This is a genomic window from Serratia grimesii (genome assembly GCF_900186025.1).
GTDB lineage: Bacteria > Pseudomonadota > Gammaproteobacteria > Enterobacterales > Enterobacteriaceae > Serratia > Serratia grimesii.
On the sequence record NZ_LT883155.1, the window covers coordinates 4,537,255 to 4,556,620 of the forward strand.

Consider the following 19,366-nt stretch of genomic DNA (forward strand, 5'->3'; position numbering starts at 1 on the left):
ATGACCGAACAACCACAAGGTCGTGAGGGCCCCGCTAAAGGGGTCCTGGACATCGGGCAGCGCATCATCACTATTCTTGTCGGTATGGTGGAAACGCGTGTACGACTGGCCGTGGTCGAGCTGGAAGAGGAGAAAGCCAACCTTATTCAGTTGTTGATCATGGCCGGTATGACGCTGTTGTTCACGGCATTTGGTCTGATGAGCCTGCTGATCCTGATTTTCTGGGCTATCGACCCCGTTTACCGCTTGATCGCATTAGGCACTACCACTGGCGTACTGTTGTTCCTGGCCATTGTCGGTACCATTTGGACGCTGGTCAAAGCGCGGCGCTCTACGCTACTTGGCGCTTCGCGCAAACAATTGGAAATCGACCGTTCCCAGTTGGAGGGTGAACAATGAATCGCCGCCGCTATCTGGAATGGAGGAAAGAGAAGCTGATTAACAAGATCCAGCAGCAAAGGCTGGATCTTGCTGACAATAAAACTCTTTGGCTGGAAAAGACTGAACGCATCGATCGCGGCTGGCAAACCATTTTTGGCTTGCGTAAATATCTGGTGGTCGGTTCAAGTGTGATGGCGCTGTACGGCGTCCGCCACCCCAGCAAGCTGATTCGCTGGTCTCGTCGTGCCTTTGCCGCAGTTAGCACTATCAGATTGATCCAGAAAACCTTTTCCTCGAAATAGCCTGCCTCACTTTCTTCAATACTTCCGTTGTTACGCCCGCCTTTTCACAGAAATATGTCGTTTCTGTCGGTGAAGGTTGGGCAACATTCTGATTACCCTCCATTTGTTAGCAGGCTAAAGATTCAGTTTTTTTGAAAAAATACGACAGTTTTACTTGCTAACAAAGCATACGCTTCCCGATTAACATTCACTCCATCAATACGAAACGGGCAGGACAGGGTCAGATACCCGGCATACCACCCACTGACATGAAAACGCCAAGACTGGCAAACAAAAATTACTTTGGAGTAGATGATGAAAAAATTAGAAGATACAGGTTTGCTGGTTGCTCGTATTCTGATGCCAATCCTGTTTATCGTGGCAGGCTACGGCAAAATGGGTGATGCCTATGCCGGTACCCAACAGTATATGCAATCAATGGGCGTTCCTGGCTTCTTGCTGCCACTGACCATCCTGCTGGAATTTGGCGGCGGTCTGGCAATTCTGTTCGGCTTCCTGACCCGTACAGTGGCACTGTTCACCGCTGGTTTTACCATCCTGACCGCACTGTTGTTCCATACTAACTTTGCAGATGGCGTAAACCAATTGATGTTCATGAAAAACCTGACCATCGCCGGCGGCTTCATCGTTCTGGCCGTAGCAGGCCCAGGCGGCTTCAGCATTGACCGCATTCTGAACAAAAAGTGGTAAGATTTTAAGACCGATTCAGGGTCCGGCATGCCGGACCCTTCTGCTTTTTCACTCGGACACGAAGGAGATTCCCATGGGACAACTCGTCGATGGCGTTTGGCAAGACATCTGGTATGACACCTCATCCACCGGAGGCCGTTTCAAACGCTCAACCTCTCAGTTCCGCAATTGGGTGACCGCTGACGGTCAACCGGGCGAACACGGAGTCGGAGGTTTTAAAGCGGAGAAAGATCGTTATCACCTGTACGTTTCACTTGCCTGCCCTTGGGCGCACCGCACTCTGCTGATGCGCAAATTAAAAGGGCTGGAGCACATCATTCCCGTTTCCGTGGTGCATCCGCTGATGTTGGAAAACGGTTGGACCTTCGGCACTGATTTCCCTGAAGCGACCGGCGATAACCTGTACCAGTCAGACTTCCTCTACCAGATTTACTTGCGCGCCGACAAACACTATACCGGCCGCGTGACAGTGCCGGTGCTGTGGGATAAACAACAGCAAACCATCGTCAGTAATGAATCTGCCGATATCATCCGTATGTTCAACAGTGCATTTGATGGCGTTGGCGCACGTGCCGGCGATTACTATCCCGCGGAGCTACGCGGAAAAATTGATGAGCTAAACGGTTGGATTTACGATCAGGTAAATAATGGGGTGTATAAGGCTGGTTTCGCCACTAGCCAGGCGGCCTATGATGAAGCGGTAACCGGGGTATTTGATGGACTCGCACGGTTGGAGCAAATCTTGGGGCAGCAGCGCTACCTGACCGGCGAACACCTCACCGAGGCTGATCTGCGCCTGTGGACTACGCTGATACGCTTCGATCCGGTGTATGTCACCCACTTTAAATGCGACAAACACCGCATCAGCGATTACCTCAACCTTTATGGCTTCCTGCGGGACATTTACCAGATGCCCGGCATTGCCGAAACGGTCAGTTTGCCGCACATTCGTAATCACTATTACCGCAGTCACGCCACTATCAATCCGCACGGTATTATTTCCATCGGGCCGTCACAGGATTTGGACGCACCGCATGGTCGAGACAAGCGTTTCGGGTGACACGTTTCTCCCCCTCTCCTTACCGGCGAGGGGGAATGAATTACTGCCGCTCCAGTTGTGCAAACAGCCGCGGAATTTCGCGCAGGAACCAGGCCTTGGCCTCCCCCATGCTGTCACGCCGCCAGGCCATGATGATATCAGCCTCGCGACTGTACTCCGGTCCGACAACACGCAGACGCCCTTCTTCAATGTCTTTTTCGACCATCGGGTAAGGCATGGTCGCCACACCCAGACCAGCCAGTAAAGCCAAGCGCTTGTCTTCAATGGTGCTGACCGTCAGCCGCTGCTGTTTATCCAGCAATTGCACAGTCAATACCGGGCGTTCACGGGCGGTATCCGCAACCGCAATACCGCGGTACTTCACTCGCGTCAATTCGGATAACGGTTCAGGCTCAAGGTGGATCGGATGGTTCGGCGCAGCGACGTATACACTCATCACTTTGTACAGCTTACGGGTGTTAATTTCTGACGAGGCGCGGAAATGCATGTCCGGGGCGATAACGATATCGGCACGCCCTTGCTCCAACCGTTCCCAGGCACCAGCCAGCACCTCGGTGAAAATTGACACCTGGGTATTCGCCTTCAGCGCCAATTTGTCGACCAGCGGGAACAATTTACTCGGCGGTGACAGCGCTTCGCTGACGATCGTCAAATGGGTTTCCCAACCACGCGCCAACGCTTCGGCATCGGTAGTCAGTTTGTCTGCCGCTTCCAACAGCACCCGACCACGCTCCAGCAGCATGCGCCCGACATTGGTGAACTTGGTACGGTGACCGGAACGGTCGAACAGCACCACGTCCAATTCTTCTTCCAATTTTTGCATGGTGTAGCTGAGTGCCGACGGCACACGCCCCAGCTCATCGGCTGCCGCAGCGAAACTACCACGTCGGTCGATCGCATCCATAACCCTTAACGCCTCAAGCGTTAACGCCCGATCTCTGGCCATCGAATCTCTCTGTCAGGAAATTTGAATATGCCGACCAGATTAACTGGCTAACAATCCGGCGTCCAGATGCTTACCATCTTAATATACCCAATAGGTTTCTGGCGGCAGCGAGAAAATGGCCAAGATAAGCCAACGCAATAGCAATCAGAACGATGAAGGGAAGAATAAATTTAGAGAGCCGATTGCCATGATTACATGCAGAACAGCACAACAATGCGGGCAAGCTGACTTTGGTTGGCTGCAGGCTCGCTACACCTTTTCTTTTGGACATTACTTCGATCCCAAGCTGATGGGCTACGCCTCATTGCGGGTGCTCAATCAGGAGGTGCTGGCGCCGGGTGCGTCATTCCAGCCACGCACTTATCCCAATGTGGATATCCTGAATCTTATCTTGCAGGGGAAAGCCGAATACCGCGACAGCGACGGCAACACAGTGAATGCTCAGGCTGGTGAAGCCTTACTGCTGTCCACTCAGCCTGGCCTGAGTTACAGCGAGCAGAACATCAGCAGCGATACACCGCTGACCCGTTTACAACTGTGGCTGGATGCCTGCCCAGAGCGCAGCAACGAACGTGTACAACGCCTGATGCTGCCAGAAAACGGCCTGACGCTGCTGGCCTCGCCAGATGGCGCACAGGGCAGTCTGCAACTGCGCCAGCAGGTGTGGATCCATCATTTGGATTTACAGTCCGGCGAGCAGCAGACATTGGCGCTGAACGGACCGCGTGCGTATTTACAGTCGATCCACGGCACCATTGAAGCCAATGGCGAACGTCACGACGGTCATCGACTGACCTGCGGTGATGGGGCGTTTATCCATGAGGAGAATCGACTGACTATCCGCGCTAAAACGCCGCTGCGAGCGCTACTGATTGACTTGCCGGTGTGAGTGGCATTCTAAAAGGAAAAAGCCCGCGTAACTTGCGTTACGCGGGCTTTTCTTTATAGAGGGAGTTGACCGGTAAGCCGGGTTCTGTCGTGGACAGTCATTCCTCTAGGCCAGCAATCGCTCACTGGCTCAAGCAGCCTACCCGGGTTCAGTACGGGCCGTACCATGTGAACCCCTATTTGGCCTTGCTCCGGGTGGAGTTTACCGTGCCACGAACTGTTGCCAGTCGCGCGGTGCGCTCTTACCGCACCCTTTCACCCTTACCTGATCCCGCTTGCGCGGGCCATCGGCGGTTTGCTCTCTGTTGCACTAGTCGTAGGCTTGCGCCTCCCAGGCGTTACCTGGCACCCTGCCCTATGGAGCCCGGACTTTCCTCCCCTCCACCTGTCTCCCCCGAAAGGGACGGCAGTGAAGCGGCGACTGTCTGGTCAACTCCGGCGCGGATAGTAGCGTCGTGCTCGCGGCAGGTCAACCGCTTTACTGTTCTTGTTGCTCTAAGGCGTACTTATACAACGCATTTTTCTTTACACCATGGATTTCTGCCGCCAGCGCCGCCGCCTTTTTCAACGGCAGTTCTTTTTGCAGCAATGCCAGTGTACGCAGTGCTTCCAGCGGTAACGCATCTTCCTGCACCTTGTGGCCTTCAACGATAAGCACCATTTCGCCACGGCGACGGACTTCATCTTCCTGTACCCAGGCCAGTAACTCACCAACCGGTGCGCCGGTGATGGATTCCCAGGTTTTGGTCAGCTCGCGCGCCAATACCACATAGCGTTGTGGCCCCCACACGGTCACCATGTCCTGCAAACTTTCCAACAAACGGTGAGTAGATTCGTAGAAAATCAACGTGCGCGGTTCCTCTGCCAGCGCCATCAGCGTATCCTTACGCCCCTTGGTTTTCGCCGGCAGGAACCCTTCGTAGCAGAAGCGGTCTGAAGCAAGGCCTGCGGCGCAGAGTGCGGTAGTTGCCGCGCAAGCTCCTGGCAATGGCACTACCCGAATGCCGGCCTCACGACAACGGCGTACCAGGTGATAGCCAGGATCGTTGATCAACGGCGTACCTGCGTCAGAAACCAGCGCAATGCTCTGGCCTTCTTGCAGTTTCGCCAACAGTTGATCGGCTTTTTGCTGTTCGTTATGGTCGTGCAGCGCAAACAACCGCGCGCTAATCGCGAAGTGTTGCAGCAGCAACCCGGTATGGCGCGTGTCCTCGGCCGCAATCAGATCAACGCTTTTCAGTACCTCTAACGCACGATGGGTTATATCCCCTAAATTGCCGATTGGGGTGGGCACCACATACAGTGTTGATGCAGAAATGACTGATTGTTGGTGTTGATTCATTGTTTCATCCGAGTTGCCGATTTAATATTAAGCATCTTGAAAAAAACATCACTGGATACAGTATGCTTTCCTCAACATTCGTTCGTACCAAAGCAGGGCGTTCAAAGCCTGTCCGACTTACCGCAGTTATCGCTGCAGCCCTTTTCCTCGCAGGCTGCCCGAGTCAGGCCCCGCAGACGCCGCCCGCTAATATACAGGACGAAGCGAGCGCCAGTTCCGATTACTATCTGCAGCAGTTGCAGCAAAGCAGTAATGATAACAAGGCTGACTGGCAATTACTTGCTATTCGCGCGCTGTTACGCGAAGGGAAGCTGCCGCAAGCCAGTGAACAGCTGAACCAACTGCCAAAAAACCTCAGTAGCGTGCAGCAGGTAGAACGCCAGTTGCTGAGTGCTGAACTTCAGGTGGCGAACAAAAGCTACGTCAGCGCCCGCAGTACATTAGGCCATCTGGATACCGGCTCGTTGTCAGCCAATCAGTTAGTGCGCTTCTATCAGGCGCAGATCGCCGCTAATCAGGGTAAACCTTCTCTGCCGCTCATCCGTGCTTATATCGCACAAGAGCCATTGTTGACCGGCAAAGCGCACCAAACCAATCTGGATCAAACCTGGCAAGCATTACTACAGCTGACACCGCAGGACATGAACAGTCTGGTGATCAATGCCAATGAGAATGTGCTGCAAGGTTGGCTTGATTTGTTGCGTGTTTATCAGGACAACAAGCAGGATCCTGATCTGTTGAAAGCAGGCATTAAAGACTGGCAGAATCGCTACCCGCAGAACCCGGCGGCGAAAACGTTACCGACCCAGTTGAACCAGGTACTGAACTTTACCCAGGCTTCTACGTCGAAAATCGCCCTGCTGCTGCCGTTGAACGGCCAGGCCAAAGTGTTCGCCGACGCGATCCAAAAAGGCTTTGAAGCGGCGAAAAATGGCGTGACGTCTTCAGCACCGGTACAACAGCAACCACAACCCGTCAGTGCCCCCGCACAAGCACCTGCACCAGCGGACCAAAACGCCAATGGTGCGGTAAGCACCTCTGCGCCGTCAGCTGAGGCTGCTCCGGTCACAGCGGCACAACCGTCTACACCGTCCACTGCGCCTATTACGCCGCCACAAGCCGCTAACGCACAGATTAAGGTATATGACACCTCCAGCCAGCCACTGGCCGCGTTGCTGACGCAGGCACAGCAGGATGGCGCGACCCTGGTGGTCGGTCCGCTATTGAAAGAAAATGTCGACCAACTGGCCAGTAGCACAACCACGTTGAACGTACTGGCGCTTAATCAGCCGGAAACCCCGAAAGACAACCCAAATATTTGCTACTTCGCACTTTCACCGGAAGACGAAGCCCGTGATGCTGCACGCCACATCTGGGAACAGCAGAAACGGCAACCACTGTTGCTGATCCCACGCGGCGCCTTTGGCGATCGCGTTGCCAAGGCTTTTAACCAAGAGTGGCAGAAACTGGGCGGCCAGACCGTGTTGCAGCAAGGCATCGGTTCACCGGGTGAATTGCGTCAGATGGTGAACAGCGGCGGCATTCGCATGTCCGGTACGCCAATCTCTGCTGCACCTGCACCACAGGCGGTAACCATTGCCGGGCTGACTATTCCGGCACCGCCAAGCGATACGCCTGCAGCCAGCGGCGGCAGCGTAGACGCGGTCTATATCGTAGCGACACAGTCTCAACTGACACTGATCAAACCGATGATCGACATGGCTACCACCTCACGCAGTAAGCCGGCAATGTACGCCAGCTCACGCAGCTATCAGGCCGGTGCCGGTCCAGACTTCCGCCTGGAAATGGAAGGTCTGCAGTTCAGCGACATCCCATTATTGGCCGGCTCCAACCCACAGTTATTGCAGCAGGCAAGCAGCCAGTTCCGTAACGATTATTCGCTGGTTCGTCTTTACGCAATGGGGATGGATGCCTGGACATTGTCCAACCACTTTGCTGAAATGCGCCAACTGCCAGGCTTCCAGGTCTCAGGCACGACGGGTGTGCTAACATCCTCACAAGGTTGTGTGATCAACAGAAAACTGCCTTGGCTGCAATACCGTCAGGGTACGGTCGTTCCGGTCTCTTGAGTCAACGCGCCACAGGAGCGGGCTATGAGTTACAAGCCCGCCATTATCTGGAACGCGCCGGGCTCACCTTCTTCGCCGCCAACGTGGCGTTGCGCGGCGGTGAGCTCGATCTCATCATGCGCGATGGTCAAACCTGGGTGTTCGTCGAAGTCCGCTACCGCCGCAATGACGCTTTTGGTGGTGCGGCAGCCAGCGTCACTTATCGTAAGCAACAACGGTTGTTGCATGCCGCCGCCGTTTGGTTGGCGGGGCGCGGAGCCAGTTTTGACACATCATCTTGCCGTTTTGATGTTTTGGCCATCACCGGTAGCCAGTTAGAATGGATACCCAACGCCTTCAATGCGGATTAATCGTGGTTTACCGGTGCAGACCGGCCCTTTGACTTAGTGGATTAATACAACGTGCTGGATAGAATTAAAGCCTGTTTTACCGAAAGCATCCAAACTCAGATTGCGGCAGCGGAGGCTTTACCCGATGCCATCTCGCGAGCAGCGATGACGCTGGTCCAATCCTTACTTAACGGTAATAAAATTCTCTGTTGCGGTAATGGCACCTCGGCAGCCAACGCACAGCATTTCGCCGCCAGCATGATCAACCGCTTTGAAACCGAGCGCCCAAGCCTGCCAGCAATTGCTCTCAATGCCGATAACGTGGTGCTGACGGCGATCACTAACGATCGTCTGCACGATGAGGTCTACGCCAAGCAAGTGCGCGCGCTCGGCCATGCCGGCGACGTGTTGTTGGCAATTTCCACCCGCGGCAACAGCCGTGATATTGTAAAAGCGGTCGAAGCCGCAGTGACGCGTGATATGACGATTGTCGCGCTGACCGGTTACGACGGCGGGGAACTGGCCGGTTTGCTCGGTCAGCAGGATGTCGAAATCCGTATCCCATCACACCGCAGTGCACGCATTCAGGAAATGCATATGCTCACCGTAAATTGCCTATGCGACCTGATAGATAGTACGTTGTTTCCCCACCAGGACGATTAAGGAACTGAGATGAAGCTGAAAGCCACATTTGCAGTGCTGTCCAGCGCCCTGCTGTTACAAGGCTGTATTGCAGGCGTTGTCGTTGGCAGCGCGGCTGTTGCCACCAAAACCGCCACCGACCCACGCAGCGTGGGTACTCAGGTAGACGACGGCACGCTGGAAGCCCGGGTCGAGAACGCCCTAAGTAAAGATCAGCAGTTGAAAAAAGATGCCCGCGTCGTTGCAACGGCTTACCAGGGTAAAGTATTACTGACAGGCCAAGCGCCGAGTACCGATTTGGCCGCACGCGCCAAACAAATCGCGATGGGTGTTGAAGGCACGACTGAAGTGTATAACGAGATCCGCCAAGGTACTCCGGTCAGTCTGAGCACCGCCTCTTCCGATACCTGGATCACAACCAAGGTACGTTCACAGTTGCTCACCAGCGATACGGTGAAGTCATCGAATGTGAAAGTCACCACCGAAAATGGTGAAGTGTTCCTGCTGGGCCTGGTTACACCACAAGAAGGGCAATCAGCGGCACAAATCGCCAGCCAGGTGAGTGGTGTGAAACACGTCACCACGGCCTTTACCTCAGTAAAATAACCCGCCGCGCCGGATAAGGCACTAGCCTTCATCCGGCGCGTTAATCCAGATTATTCTCTTTCAAAAACGCTTCCCCGCCCAGTTGGCGCATCTGGCGCATAATCCATTGCTGTCGTTGTATCACGTAGCCAGAAGGGGCATTCGCCTTGAAACGGTGCGGGTTGGGCAATACCGCCGCCAGCAATGCAGCCTCTGATGCGGTCAGCCGCTTGGCCGGTTTGTTGAAGAAACGTTGTGATGCCTCCTCCACACCGAAAATACCGTCACCGAATTCGACGATATTCAGGTAAACCGTCAAGATACGCCGCTTGGTCCACACCAGCTCAATACCGGATGTCAGCCCGGCTTCCAGCCCTTTGCGCAACCAACTACGGCCATCCCACAGGAACAGGTTCTTGGCGGTTTGCTGCGACAGCGTGGAAGCACCACGGATGCGCGTCGGGCGCTTCTCGTTGTGGCTAAACGCCTTTTCGATCGCCGCCACGTCAAAACCCCAGTGGTCAGGGAATTTCTGATCTTCGGCCGCCATCACCGCCAACGCCATCTGCGGGGAAATATCGTCCATTGACACCCAGTCGGAGTGCGCTACATAGCCAAAATCGCCTCTCAACCAGGCACCAACCTGCCGTTCTACCATGACGGAAGAAAAAGGCACTGGCAGGAAAGCAAAGGCAATAATCCCCAATAACCACACCCCAACCAGAGCAAGAAGCCCACGCTTCAGCCAAAACCACGGCCGGGATAAAATCGATTTCCCCGCAGACTTTCTCATTCAGCCAAATCCAGCACCCGTGAAACCAGCTTATCAATCCCGCTGGCTGCTTCACCGATAGATTTAGCCAGCATATAGGCCGGTGTCGTCACCACTTTGTTTTCACTATCCACCACGATGTCATCGACTGGGCAAATCACCGGTTCACCGCCCATGGCATCAATCACTTCACCGAGGTCTGGATCGTTGCCAATGGTCAGCCGCACTTGTTGATCCAGCAACTTCGGTAGCAACGCCGGGGCAATACACATAAAACCGATTGGTTTATTTGCCTTATGCATTTGTTGCGTTAACTTAACCAAATCCTTATCAATCCAGCATCCCTCACCTTCGCTCGCAAAACTGCTGAGGTTCTTCGCTGCACCAAATCCTCCTGGGACGATCAGGGCATCCAACTGACTGGCATCGGCTTGTGAAAGCGGCTGGACCTCGCCTCGTGCAATGCGCGCTGACTCCACTAAAACATTACGCTGCTCGGGTACTTCATCACCAGATAAGTGATTAATAACATGAAGTTGAGGTTTATCAGGTGCAAAGCACACTGCTTTGGCCCCCGCACGGTCCAACGCCAACAGTGTCAGAACGGCTTCATGAATCTCCGTACCGTCATAAACCCCGCAGCCACTCAGCACTACACCAACGTTTTTCATCACCCTTCCTCCTGTTGATACTGTCAACTGGTTAGTGCTCGGAGTAGACAAACACTAATCTACATCACACATTTTAATGAATCTTCTAACAAGAGCGCTTACATTTGCTATGTTGTTGGCTGTATGATGTTTAGGAATTCTCTACAACCTGCTCGACCAGAACACTAAATCCAATACGCAGGTTCACAATACGCCATTCCTGTTTCAGTTCATCAACCCAGTCTTGTACGTTATCCCACCATGCCGGCAATGTTGGCGTTTGAATTTGCTGAGCAAGCTGTTGCAGATGACGCAAGCCAACCGAACCCGCCGCACCCTTGATTTTATGCGCCTCTTCTGTGATGCCTTTCTGATCGCGCGCCGTCATGTTGGAGTCCAGCACCGCCAGATAACCTGGCATCATCTGCTCAAACATCTCCAGGCTTTGATGAATCAACTGCGGCCCCACCAGGTCCATATACTGTTCCAACACGGTGGTATCCAGTAACGACTCATTAATCTGCATCGTCTTTTGCTCCGTTTTCTTTGTGGCGTGAGAGGATTGATGATCCCAGTAATGTTTGATGACTTTGGTCAACGCCGGTACCGACAGCGGCTTACTCAGCACGTCGTCCATCCCCGCGTCGAGGTACTCTTTTTTGTCTTTCAGCACGTTGGCCGTCAACGCCACCAGTGGCGGTAAAGCCTGCCCGGCATAGCGCTCACGCAGTATTCGAGCGATATCCAGCCCGGTCATGTCCGGCAGTTGGATATCCAGTAACACCAGATCGAACTCGTCCGGATCAAACATCGCCAGCGCATCCTGTCCATTCATTGCGACTTCTACGCTGTTACCCAGTTTCTCCAGGACTGAGCGTGCCACAATCACGTTCAGTTCAATATCTTCCACCAGCAGGATATGCAGGGCCGGTAATGGCAGTACCTCTTCGGCCTGTGTTTCGTTTTCCGCTTCCTGCACCCCTGGCGCCTTAATGGACAAGGTGAAGCAAGAACCGTGCCCCTGTACGCTGCTGACGGTGATATCACCGCCCATGCTCTGCGCCAATCGCTTGGAAACCGCCAGCCCGATGCCGGTACCGGTCGCCGGGCGACCGCCATGCTGATCCTTTACCTGATAATACATAGCGAAAATCTTGTCTTGTTCGTCCTGAGGGATCCCCATGCCGGAGTCTTCTACCTCAAACACCAACCGATCCTGCTCTTCGCGCCGCACACGCACCACAATCCGCCCTTGCGGGGTGAACTTGACCGCATTGCCGATCAAGTTCCACAAGATTTGCCGCAGGCGAGTACCGTCAGTGATGATTTGTTGCGGCAGCGGTTGCTGCGGCTCCATCACAAATTGCAGCCCTTTCGGTTGTGCCAGCAGGCCAGAGAGGTTTTCCAGATCGGCGAGGAATCCGGTGAAATCGACCGGCTGATTGTCGAGTTGCACTTTACGCCGCTCAAGCTTATCCATTTCGATAATGTCATTGAAGATATTGCCCAGCGTAATGGCGCTGACATGGATAGTTTTGAGGTATTTCAGCTGTTCGTCGTTTAAATCGGTATCGAGCAGAATGCGACTCAAGCCAACAATGCCATTAAGCGGCGTACGAAGCTCGTGGCTGATCGTTGAGATGAAGGTCGTCTTATCCCTACTGGCGTTCTCCAGCGCGTCCTGGTAGCGCTTACGCTCGGTTATATCGCGGCCAAAGCCCATAAGCCCATGACGTTTACCCACACGGTCATAAAACGGCACTTTACGCAGCTCAAAACAGGCCTTGCGCCCATCGGGATAAACCAACCATTGTTCATAGGTCAGGGAAACGTTATGACGGAACACTTTCTCGTCGGTTTCGATCACCTTCTCGGCAATTTCCTGGCCGTAGACATCAAATGGCGTTAGGCCAATCAGCTGTTTTTCACTTTTGCCGGTCAATAGCTCCATCGCCCGGTTGCAGCCAGAGAACTCTTTGTCTTCGTTGCGGTAATACACCAGATCCGGCGAAGCATCGAGGAATGAACGTAACAGTGCCGACTGCTGACCCAGTTCGATCTGCGCCAATTCACGCTGTTCCATTTCTTCCGTCAGTTTGTCCATCACTTGCTGACGCTCTTCTTCTGCCTTGATACGGTCGGCGATTTCCTGATTCAGTTGACTGATGTTGTCCTTAAGCTGTTGGTTAAGCTCCAGGTCGCGGTGGCGCATTTCTTCCAGTTTATCTACCAGTCGTGCCAAACGCTGACGTGACTCCTCTAGCTGTTCAACCACCACCGACAGGAAGTAGACCGCCCACGGCGTAATCAACAAACCAAAGAAGATTGAGCGCACTACGTCAATGCTTTCGACTTCGCCACGCAGTAGCATGGTCACCGCCATCTGCACCACCATCGCCAGCACCACCAATGCCGACGCCAGCAGCAGCGAAAAGCGCACTAGCCCCAGTTTTACCATTAAATCAACATAGTACTGGGCTAACACCCGGATTTGCTTCATAGCGGCTCCCATCAGACAGAATCGTTTAAATCATACCGTAAAACACCGATGAGATAAGGAAGCAAACACCGAAGTGTGGGAAAGATTGCAAATCAAAACAGCGATCAAGGGTGATATTGCTGCTTTTCATCCAATGCACTGCCCTGTCCCCCATAACGCTGCAAGTAACCACCGACTGCCTGCATACCGTTCCAACGGTTTTCGCACCATAATGGTGCCAACAACGTCGGCCTGCGTGCGCTCGCAGAGATACGGTGATACACCACGTTTTTCGGCGTATGGCGGATCATCTCGCCCGCACTGACGGCATACTCATCAAGCGTTAGTTCAGGTAACCTGCCAGCTTGCCAGGCCCGCGCTAGCGTGCTCCCCGTAACAATATGCAGCGGATGCAGTTTGATGCCATCCACACCGCAGTCCACCACCTGCTCCAGCGAAACCAAGTGGTCGGCAGCAGTTTCTCCAGGCAACCCGACGATCAGGTGACTGCACACCTTCAACCCACGCTCGCGCGCCAGTCGTGCGGTATGTTGATAACAGGAGAAATCATGGCCTCGATTGATGCGTTTTAGCGTTTTATCGTGCGCAGTCTGCAACCCGAGCTCCAACCAGACTTCATAGCCTTGTTCGAGGTAACTCGCCAGCAAATCAAGTGCGGCGGTTGGCACACAGTCCGGGCGCGTGCCTACGCAGATGCCGACCATGTCAGCCTGTGCCAGCGCCTGCTGGTACATCTGCGCCAACAAACTCACCTCTGCATAAGTACTGGTATAAGCCTGAAAATAGGCGAGATAGCGCTTTGCGCGATTCACTCTGACGGCCTGCAGTGCCAACTGTTCTGCAATGCTCTGTTGTTGCATTTGCTCATCGGCAAAAGAGGCAACATTACAAAAGGTACAGCCACCGCGCCCCAGCGTGCCGTCGCGGTTAGGACAACTAAAACCGCCGTGCAGCGTGAGTTTATGGATCTTTTCACCGTATCGGCGCTGAAGATCGGCGCCAAACATATTGACTAATTGCGGCAACTGCATAATCTTGGTTGTCTCTGTGTTCAAAGCCAGTGATGCTAATAAGAAACGGCTTTTCCCGCGATGACAGAGATCAACGCTTTCCCCGCAAGGCTTCACCAGGCATAACTATTCATTATAAATGCAAATAAAATCACTCCAGCCAAGATGAATTTTTCTTATTCTCACGCAACCGTTCACGTCAATATGACAAAGCGATGAAAAATAGTTATAAACAACAATAAAGAATGACTTATTAGAATAAAACTCTGCCATTCCCACCCGCACTAGCATGGTGCAGAGATTCGGGCGTTGCACTATAGTGAGACAGCTCACATTTCTCCGGGGGTTACTGCTCTCCTGCGCAAGCTAAAAAACTCAAATAAAATATTAAATATCAAATAATTAACCGAAAAAAATCCCATAAGAAACCCCCTTAGGCCTATAGTTGACCTGCGTATTCTTTCTCGCTAAGTTGGAAGTCCGCTGGAAGCTTTCTGGACGGGCAAACGTCTCGTCATATTTATGCAGTAATTTAAGACTCCCTCTTAAAACAAGTCATTTACCACTTGTGAGAACCGTCACGAGAGGCCATTAACGGAGGGCGGAAAAGCAGATCGGCGCTATTAACCTTGCTGATTGGACTTCTGCCTGAAATTAAGAAGCCGCTCGCAGTGGGTTGTGAGAGTCACGCAGAGCCTGGGGAGGTTCACTGATATGTTGTACGATAAATCCCAAGAGCGGGACAACTGTGGTTTCGGCCTGATCGCCCACATAGAAGGCGAACCTAGCCATAAGGTGGTGCGTACCGCTATTCACGCACTTGCCCGTATGCAGCACCGTGGCGCAATCCTTGCTGACGGCAAGACTGGCGACGGTTGCGGCTTGTTATTACAAAAACCCGACCGCTTTTTCCGCATGGTGGCGGAAGAGCGCAGCTGGCGTTTAGCCAAGAATTACGCCGTTGGCATGATGTTCCTCAGCCAGAACGAAGAGGAAGCCCGTGCCAGCCGCCGCATTGTCGAAGAAGAATTGCAAAATGAAACGCTGTCAGTCGTGGGTTGGCGTGAAGTACCGACCAACCCAGACGTGCTCGGCGAGATTGCCCTCTCTTCTCTGCCGCGTATTGAACAGATCTTTGTTAACGCCCCAGCCGGTTGGCGTCCACGTGATATGGAACGCCGCCTGTTTATCGCGCGCCGCCGTATCGAGAAACGCGTTCAAGACGACAGCTTCTATGTGTGCAGCTTCTCGAATCTGGTGACGATCTATAAAGGCCTGTGCATGCCTGCGGATCTGCCACGCTTCTATCTTGATTTGGCGGACCTGCGCCTGGAATCGGCCATTTGCCTGTTCCACCAGCGTTTTTCTACCAATACCGTACCGCGCTGGCCGCTGGCACAGCCATTCCGCTACCTGGCACACAACGGCGAGATCAACACCATCACCGGCAACCGCCAGTGGGCGCGTGCCCGTACTTATAAGTTCCAGACGCCACTGATCCCGGATTTGCAAACTGCCGCACCGTTCGTTAATGAAACTGGCTCTGACTCCAGCTCGCTGGATAACATGCTGGAACTGTTGCTGGCGGGTGGTATGGATCTGATCCGTGCCATGCGCCTGCTAGTGCCACCTGCCTGGCAGAATAACCCGGACATGGACACCGATCTGCGTGCCTTCTTCGACTTCAACTCGATGCACATGGAACCGTGGGACGGCCCTGCCGGTATCGTGATGTCCGATGGTCGCTACGCTGCCTGTAACCTGGACCGTAATGGTTTGCGCCCGGCACGCTACGTCATCACCAAAGACAAACTGATTACCTGTGCTTCTGAAGTGGGTATTTGGGATTACCAGCCAGATGAAGTTGTAGAGAAAGGCCGCGTTGGTCCAGGCGAACTGATGGTGATCGATACCCGCAGCGGTAAGATCCTGCATTCCGCCGAGACCGATGACGATCTGAAAAGCCGCCATCCGTATAAAGAATGGATGGAAAAGAACGTCAAGCGCCTGGTGCCGTTCGAAGACTTACCGGCCGATCAAGTCGGCAGTCGTGAACTTGACGACTCACAGCTTGAGACTTACCAAAAACAGTTCGGCTACAGCAGCGAAGAACTGGATCAGGTAATCCGCGTTCTGGGTGAGATCGGTCAGGAAGCCACCGGCTCAATGGGTGATGATACCCCGTTCGCCGTGCTCTCCAGCCGTCCACGCATTATCTATGACTATTTCCGTCAGCAGTTCGCCCAGGTGACCAACCCACCTATCGACCCGCTGCGCGAAGCGCATGTGATGTCGCTGGCGACCAGCATCGGTCGCGAAATGAACGTGTTCTGCGAGGCTGAAGGCCAGGCACACCGGTTAAGCTTTAAATCGCCGATCCTGCTGTACTCCGACTTCAAGCAGCTCACCACGCTGGAAGGCGAATACTATCGTGCCGACAATCTTGATCTGACCTTTGATCCGGCAGAGCAGGATTTGGAACAAACCATCCGCGCGCTGTGTGACGAGGCGGAACGCAAGGTCCGTGATGGCGCCGTGTTACTGGTGTTGTCTGACCGCGCGATCTCCACAAGCCGTCTGCCGGTACCTGCTCCTATGGCCGTCGGTGCGATCCAGACCCGTCTGGTTGAAAAGAGCCTGCGTTGTGACGCTAACATTATCGTTGAAACCGCCAGCGCCCGCGATCCGCACCATTTCGCCGTGCTGTTGGGCTTCGGCGCGACTGCCGTCTACCCGTACCTGGCCTACGAAACCTTGGCCAAACTGGTGGATACCCAGGCGATCGACAAGAAATACCGTGAAGTGATGCTGAACTACCGTAATGGCATCAACAAAGGCCTGTACAAGATCATGTCCAAAATGGGCATATCGACTATCGCTTCTTACCGCTGCGCCAAACTGTTCGAGGCCGTTGGTCTGCATCGCGATTTGTCCGATTTGTGTTTCCAGGGCGTGGTTAGCCGTATCGGCGGAGCCAGCTTCAGTGACATCCAACAAGATCTGCAAAACCTGTCCAAGCGCGCATGGCTGAAACGCAAGCCGCTAGAGCAAGGCGGTCTGCTGAAGTTCGTCCACGACGGCGAGTACCATGCGTACAACCCTGACGTGGTGAGTACGCTACAAACCGCGGTCCACAGCGGTAAATACAGCGACTACCAGACGTATGCCAAGCTGGTGAATGAACGTCCCGTTGCTATGCTGCGCGATTTGTTGGCTATCACGCCGAAAGGCACGCCAATTCCGGTTGATCAGGTTGAACCCGCCGAATCACTGTTCAAACGCTTCGATACTGCGGCCATGTCCATCGGTGCTCTGAGCCCGGAAGCACATGAATCGCTGGCGATCGCCATGAACAGCCTCGGCGGCTTCTCCAACTCTGGTGAAGGCGGCGAAGATCCAGCACGTTACGGCACCAACAAGGTGTCACGCATCAAACAGGTGGCATCAGGCCGCTTCGGTGTGACCCCGGCCTATTTGGTGAATGCAGATGTGATCCAAATTAAAGTCGCGCAAGGGGCCAAACCTGGTGAAGGTGGCCAATTGCCAGGGGATAAAGTCACTCCTTATATCGCCAAGCTGCGTTATTCAGTGCCGGGCGTAACCCTGATATCACCCCCGCCGCACCACGACATCTACTCGATCGAAGATCTGGCACAGTTGATCTTCGACCTGAAACAGGTGAACCCGAAGGCAATGATTTCGGTGAAACTGGTTTCTGAACCCGGTGTGGGCACCATCGCGACCGGTGTGGCGAAAGCCTATGCCGATCTGATCACCATCGCAGGTTATGACGGCGGCACCGGTGCCAGCCCATTATCTTCAGTGAAGTACGCCGGCTGCCCGTGGGAACTCGGTCTGGTGGAAACCCAGCAGGCACTGGTGGCTAACGGTCTGCGCCATAAAATCCGCCTCCAGGTGGACGGCGGCCTGAAAACCGGCGTGGATATCGTCAAAGCAGCGATCCTCGGCGCAGAAAGCTTCGGCTTCGGCACCGGCCCAATGGTGGCACTGGGTTGTAAATACCTGCGTATCTGTCACCTGAACAACTGCGCAACCGGCGTGGCAACTCAGGATGAAAAACTGCGCCGCGATCATTACCACGGCCTGCCTGAGCGTGTGACTAACTACTTCCAGTTCATCGCACGTGAAACCCGCGAGATCATGGCGCAATTGGGTGTTAGCCAGCTGGTCGATCTGATTGGTCGCACCGAGTTCTTGACCGAGCTGGATGGCATTTCTGCCAAACAGAACAAGCTGGATCTGTCGCCGCTGTTGAAAACTGCCACGCCACATCCTGGCAAGGCGCTGTACTGTACTGAAAGCAGCAACCCACCGTTCGACCAGGGGTTGATGAACAAAGATCTGCTGGCGCAGGCGGAACCGCATATCGAAGCCAAGCAGAGTAAGGCGTTCTACTTTGATATCCGCAATACCGATCGTTCAGTAGGTGCAACACTGTCCGGGGCCATCGCTACAGTCCATGGCGATCAGGGCATGGCGGCCGATCCGATCAAAGCGTACTTCTCCGGCACCGCCGGTCAGAGCTTTGGCGTATGGAATGCCGGTGGGGTTGAACTGACCCTGACCGGTGACGCCAATGACTATGTTGGTAAAGGTATGGCCGGTGGCCGTATTGCCGTGCGCCCACCGATTGGTTCAGCGTTCCGCAGTCACGAAGCCAGCATCATTGGCAATACCTGTCTGTATGGCGCAACCGGCGGCAAGCTGTTCGCCGCGGGGCGTGCAGGTGAACGCTTCGCCGTACGTAACTCTGGCGCCATCACCGTCGTAGAAGGCATCGGTGACAACGGTTGTGAATACATGACTGGTGGCATCGTCTGCGTCCTAGGTAAAACCGGTATCAACTTTGGTGCAGGTATGACCGGCGGTTTTGCCTACGTGCTGGATGAAGATGGCGAATTCCGTAAACGTGTGAACCCAGAGCTGGTGGAAGTGTTGGATGTCGATCAGTTGGCAATTCATGAAGAGCACTTGCGCGGTCTGATTACCGAGCACGTGCAGGCGACCGGTTCTTCGCGTGCGGAAGAGATTCTGGCTAACTGGCCGGAATGGGCACCGAAGTTCGCTCTGGTCAAGCCGAAGTCCAGTGATGTCAAAGCATTGTTGGGTCACCGTAGTCGTTCCGCAGCTGAGCTGCGGGTTCAGGCGCAGTAAGAGG

16 protein-coding genes and 1 other RNA gene are annotated in these 19,366 nt (G+C 54.1%); 10 read left to right on the plus strand and 7 right to left on the minus strand.

Annotated features, from left to right (window positions below):
* The 4 genes from SGBXF1_RS21170 to SGBXF1_RS21185 all read left to right on the plus strand — a co-directional run bounded on the left by SGBXF1_RS21170 (position 1) and on the right by SGBXF1_RS21185 (position 2,433).
* Positions 1-399, plus strand: a complete 399-nt coding sequence (locus tag SGBXF1_RS21170) for a phage holin family protein (protein WP_186427509.1) — start codon at positions 1-3, stop codon at positions 397-399.
* Positions 396-683 carry a YqjK-like family protein gene (locus SGBXF1_RS21175; protein WP_037416405.1) on the plus strand — a complete coding sequence of 96 codons (288 nt, stop codon included), beginning with the start codon at positions 396-398 and terminating at the stop codon, positions 681-683. The genes SGBXF1_RS21170 and SGBXF1_RS21175 overlap by 4 nt, the downstream gene beginning before the upstream one ends.
* A gap of 294 nt (positions 684-977) precedes the next feature.
* Positions 978-1,373, plus strand: a complete 396-nt coding sequence (locus SGBXF1_RS21180) for a DoxX family protein (protein WP_024483097.1) — start codon at positions 978-980, stop codon at positions 1,371-1,373.
* A 73-nt stretch (positions 1,374-1,446) separates the two neighbouring features.
* Entirely contained in the window at positions 1,447-2,433 is a 987-nt protein-coding gene (locus tag SGBXF1_RS21185; RefSeq protein WP_186427510.1) for a glutathione S-transferase family protein, read from the plus strand.
* 40 nt (positions 2,434-2,473) lie between these two features.
* Here SGBXF1_RS21185 and SGBXF1_RS21190 read toward each other — a convergent pair whose 3' ends face one another.
* Positions 2,474-3,379, minus strand: coding sequence for a LysR family transcriptional regulator (locus tag SGBXF1_RS21190; protein WP_037416398.1), 906 nt, complete (start codon positions 3,377-3,379; stop codon positions 2,474-2,476).
* Between the two features lie 187 nt (positions 3,380-3,566).
* Here SGBXF1_RS21190 and SGBXF1_RS21195 point away from each other — a divergent pair, with 187 nt between their 5' ends.
* Positions 3,567-4,268, plus strand: coding sequence for a pirin family protein (locus tag SGBXF1_RS21195; RefSeq protein WP_186427511.1), 702 nt, complete (start codon positions 3,567-3,569; stop codon positions 4,266-4,268).
* 57 nt (positions 4,269-4,325) lie between these two features.
* Here SGBXF1_RS21195 and rnpB read toward each other — a convergent pair.
* Both rnpB and rsmI read right to left on the minus strand, forming a co-directional pair.
* Positions 4,326-4,704: RNase P RNA component class A (gene rnpB, locus SGBXF1_RS21200), an RNA gene on the minus strand.
* 41 nt (positions 4,705-4,745) lie between these two features.
* Positions 4,746-5,609: a 16S rRNA (cytidine(1402)-2'-O)-methyltransferase gene (gene rsmI / locus SGBXF1_RS21205; protein WP_037416395.1), complete on the minus strand. Its 864-nt coding sequence runs from the start codon at positions 5,607-5,609 to the stop codon at positions 4,746-4,748.
* A 62-nt stretch (positions 5,610-5,671) separates the two neighbouring features.
* Between rsmI and SGBXF1_RS21210 the strand changes: the two genes are divergently transcribed.
* From SGBXF1_RS21210 to dolP, 4 genes are read left to right on the plus strand one after another with little or no spacing between them, the layout of a single operon-like run.
* The gene (locus SGBXF1_RS21210) at positions 5,672-7,699 is read left to right on the plus strand and encodes a penicillin-binding protein activator (protein WP_186427512.1); all 2,028 of its coding nucleotides are present in this window, start codon (positions 5,672-5,674) and stop codon (positions 7,697-7,699) included.
* On the plus strand, positions 7,696-8,049 hold the full coding sequence (locus tag SGBXF1_RS21215; RefSeq protein ID WP_115185184.1) for a YraN family protein: 354 nt from the start codon (positions 7,696-7,698) through the stop codon (positions 8,047-8,049). The genes SGBXF1_RS21210 and SGBXF1_RS21215 overlap by 4 nt, the downstream gene beginning before the upstream one ends.
* Before the next feature lie 51 nt (positions 8,050-8,100).
* On the plus strand, positions 8,101-8,691 hold the full coding sequence (gene diaA, locus SGBXF1_RS21220; protein ID WP_037416387.1) for a DnaA initiator-associating protein DiaA: 591 nt from the start codon (positions 8,101-8,103) through the stop codon (positions 8,689-8,691).
* A 9-nt stretch (positions 8,692-8,700) separates the two neighbouring features.
* On the plus strand, positions 8,701-9,276 hold the full coding sequence (gene dolP, locus SGBXF1_RS21225; RefSeq protein WP_037416385.1) for a division/outer membrane stress-associated lipid-binding lipoprotein: 576 nt from the start codon (positions 8,701-8,703) through the stop codon (positions 9,274-9,276).
* A 40-nt stretch (positions 9,277-9,316) separates the two neighbouring features.
* Here the strand turns inward: dolP and mtgA are convergent, their stop codons facing one another.
* From mtgA to mnmL, 4 genes are all read right to left on the minus strand, one after another.
* Positions 9,317-10,048 (minus strand): monofunctional biosynthetic peptidoglycan transglycosylase, encoded by a 732-nt coding sequence (gene mtgA, locus SGBXF1_RS21230; RefSeq protein WP_037416382.1) that lies wholly within the window; start codon positions 10,046-10,048, stop codon positions 9,317-9,319.
* Positions 10,045-10,698: an isoprenoid biosynthesis glyoxalase ElbB gene (elbB, locus tag SGBXF1_RS21235; RefSeq protein WP_037416379.1), complete on the minus strand. Its 654-nt coding sequence runs from the start codon at positions 10,696-10,698 to the stop codon at positions 10,045-10,047. Before elbB ends, mtgA begins: the two co-directional genes overlap by 4 nt.
* A 130-nt stretch (positions 10,699-10,828) precedes the next feature.
* Positions 10,829-13,177 carry an aerobic respiration two-component sensor histidine kinase ArcB gene (gene arcB, locus SGBXF1_RS21240; protein WP_186427513.1) on the minus strand — a complete coding sequence of 783 codons (2,349 nt, stop codon included), beginning with the start codon at positions 13,175-13,177 and terminating at the stop codon, positions 10,829-10,831.
* Between the two features lie 104 nt (positions 13,178-13,281).
* Complete coding sequence (mnmL, locus tag SGBXF1_RS21245) at positions 13,282-14,208, minus strand: tRNA modification radical SAM protein MnmL/YtqA (protein ID WP_186428547.1); 927 nt, start codon at positions 14,206-14,208, stop codon at positions 13,282-13,284.
* Between the two features lie 693 nt (positions 14,209-14,901).
* On the opposite strand from mnmL, the gene gltB reads away from it, so the two are divergent.
* Positions 14,902-19,362: a glutamate synthase large subunit gene (gltB, locus tag SGBXF1_RS21250; RefSeq protein ID WP_037416371.1), complete on the plus strand. Its 4,461-nt coding sequence runs from the start codon at positions 14,902-14,904 to the stop codon at positions 19,360-19,362.
* Positions 19,363-19,366 lie beyond the last annotated feature (4 nt).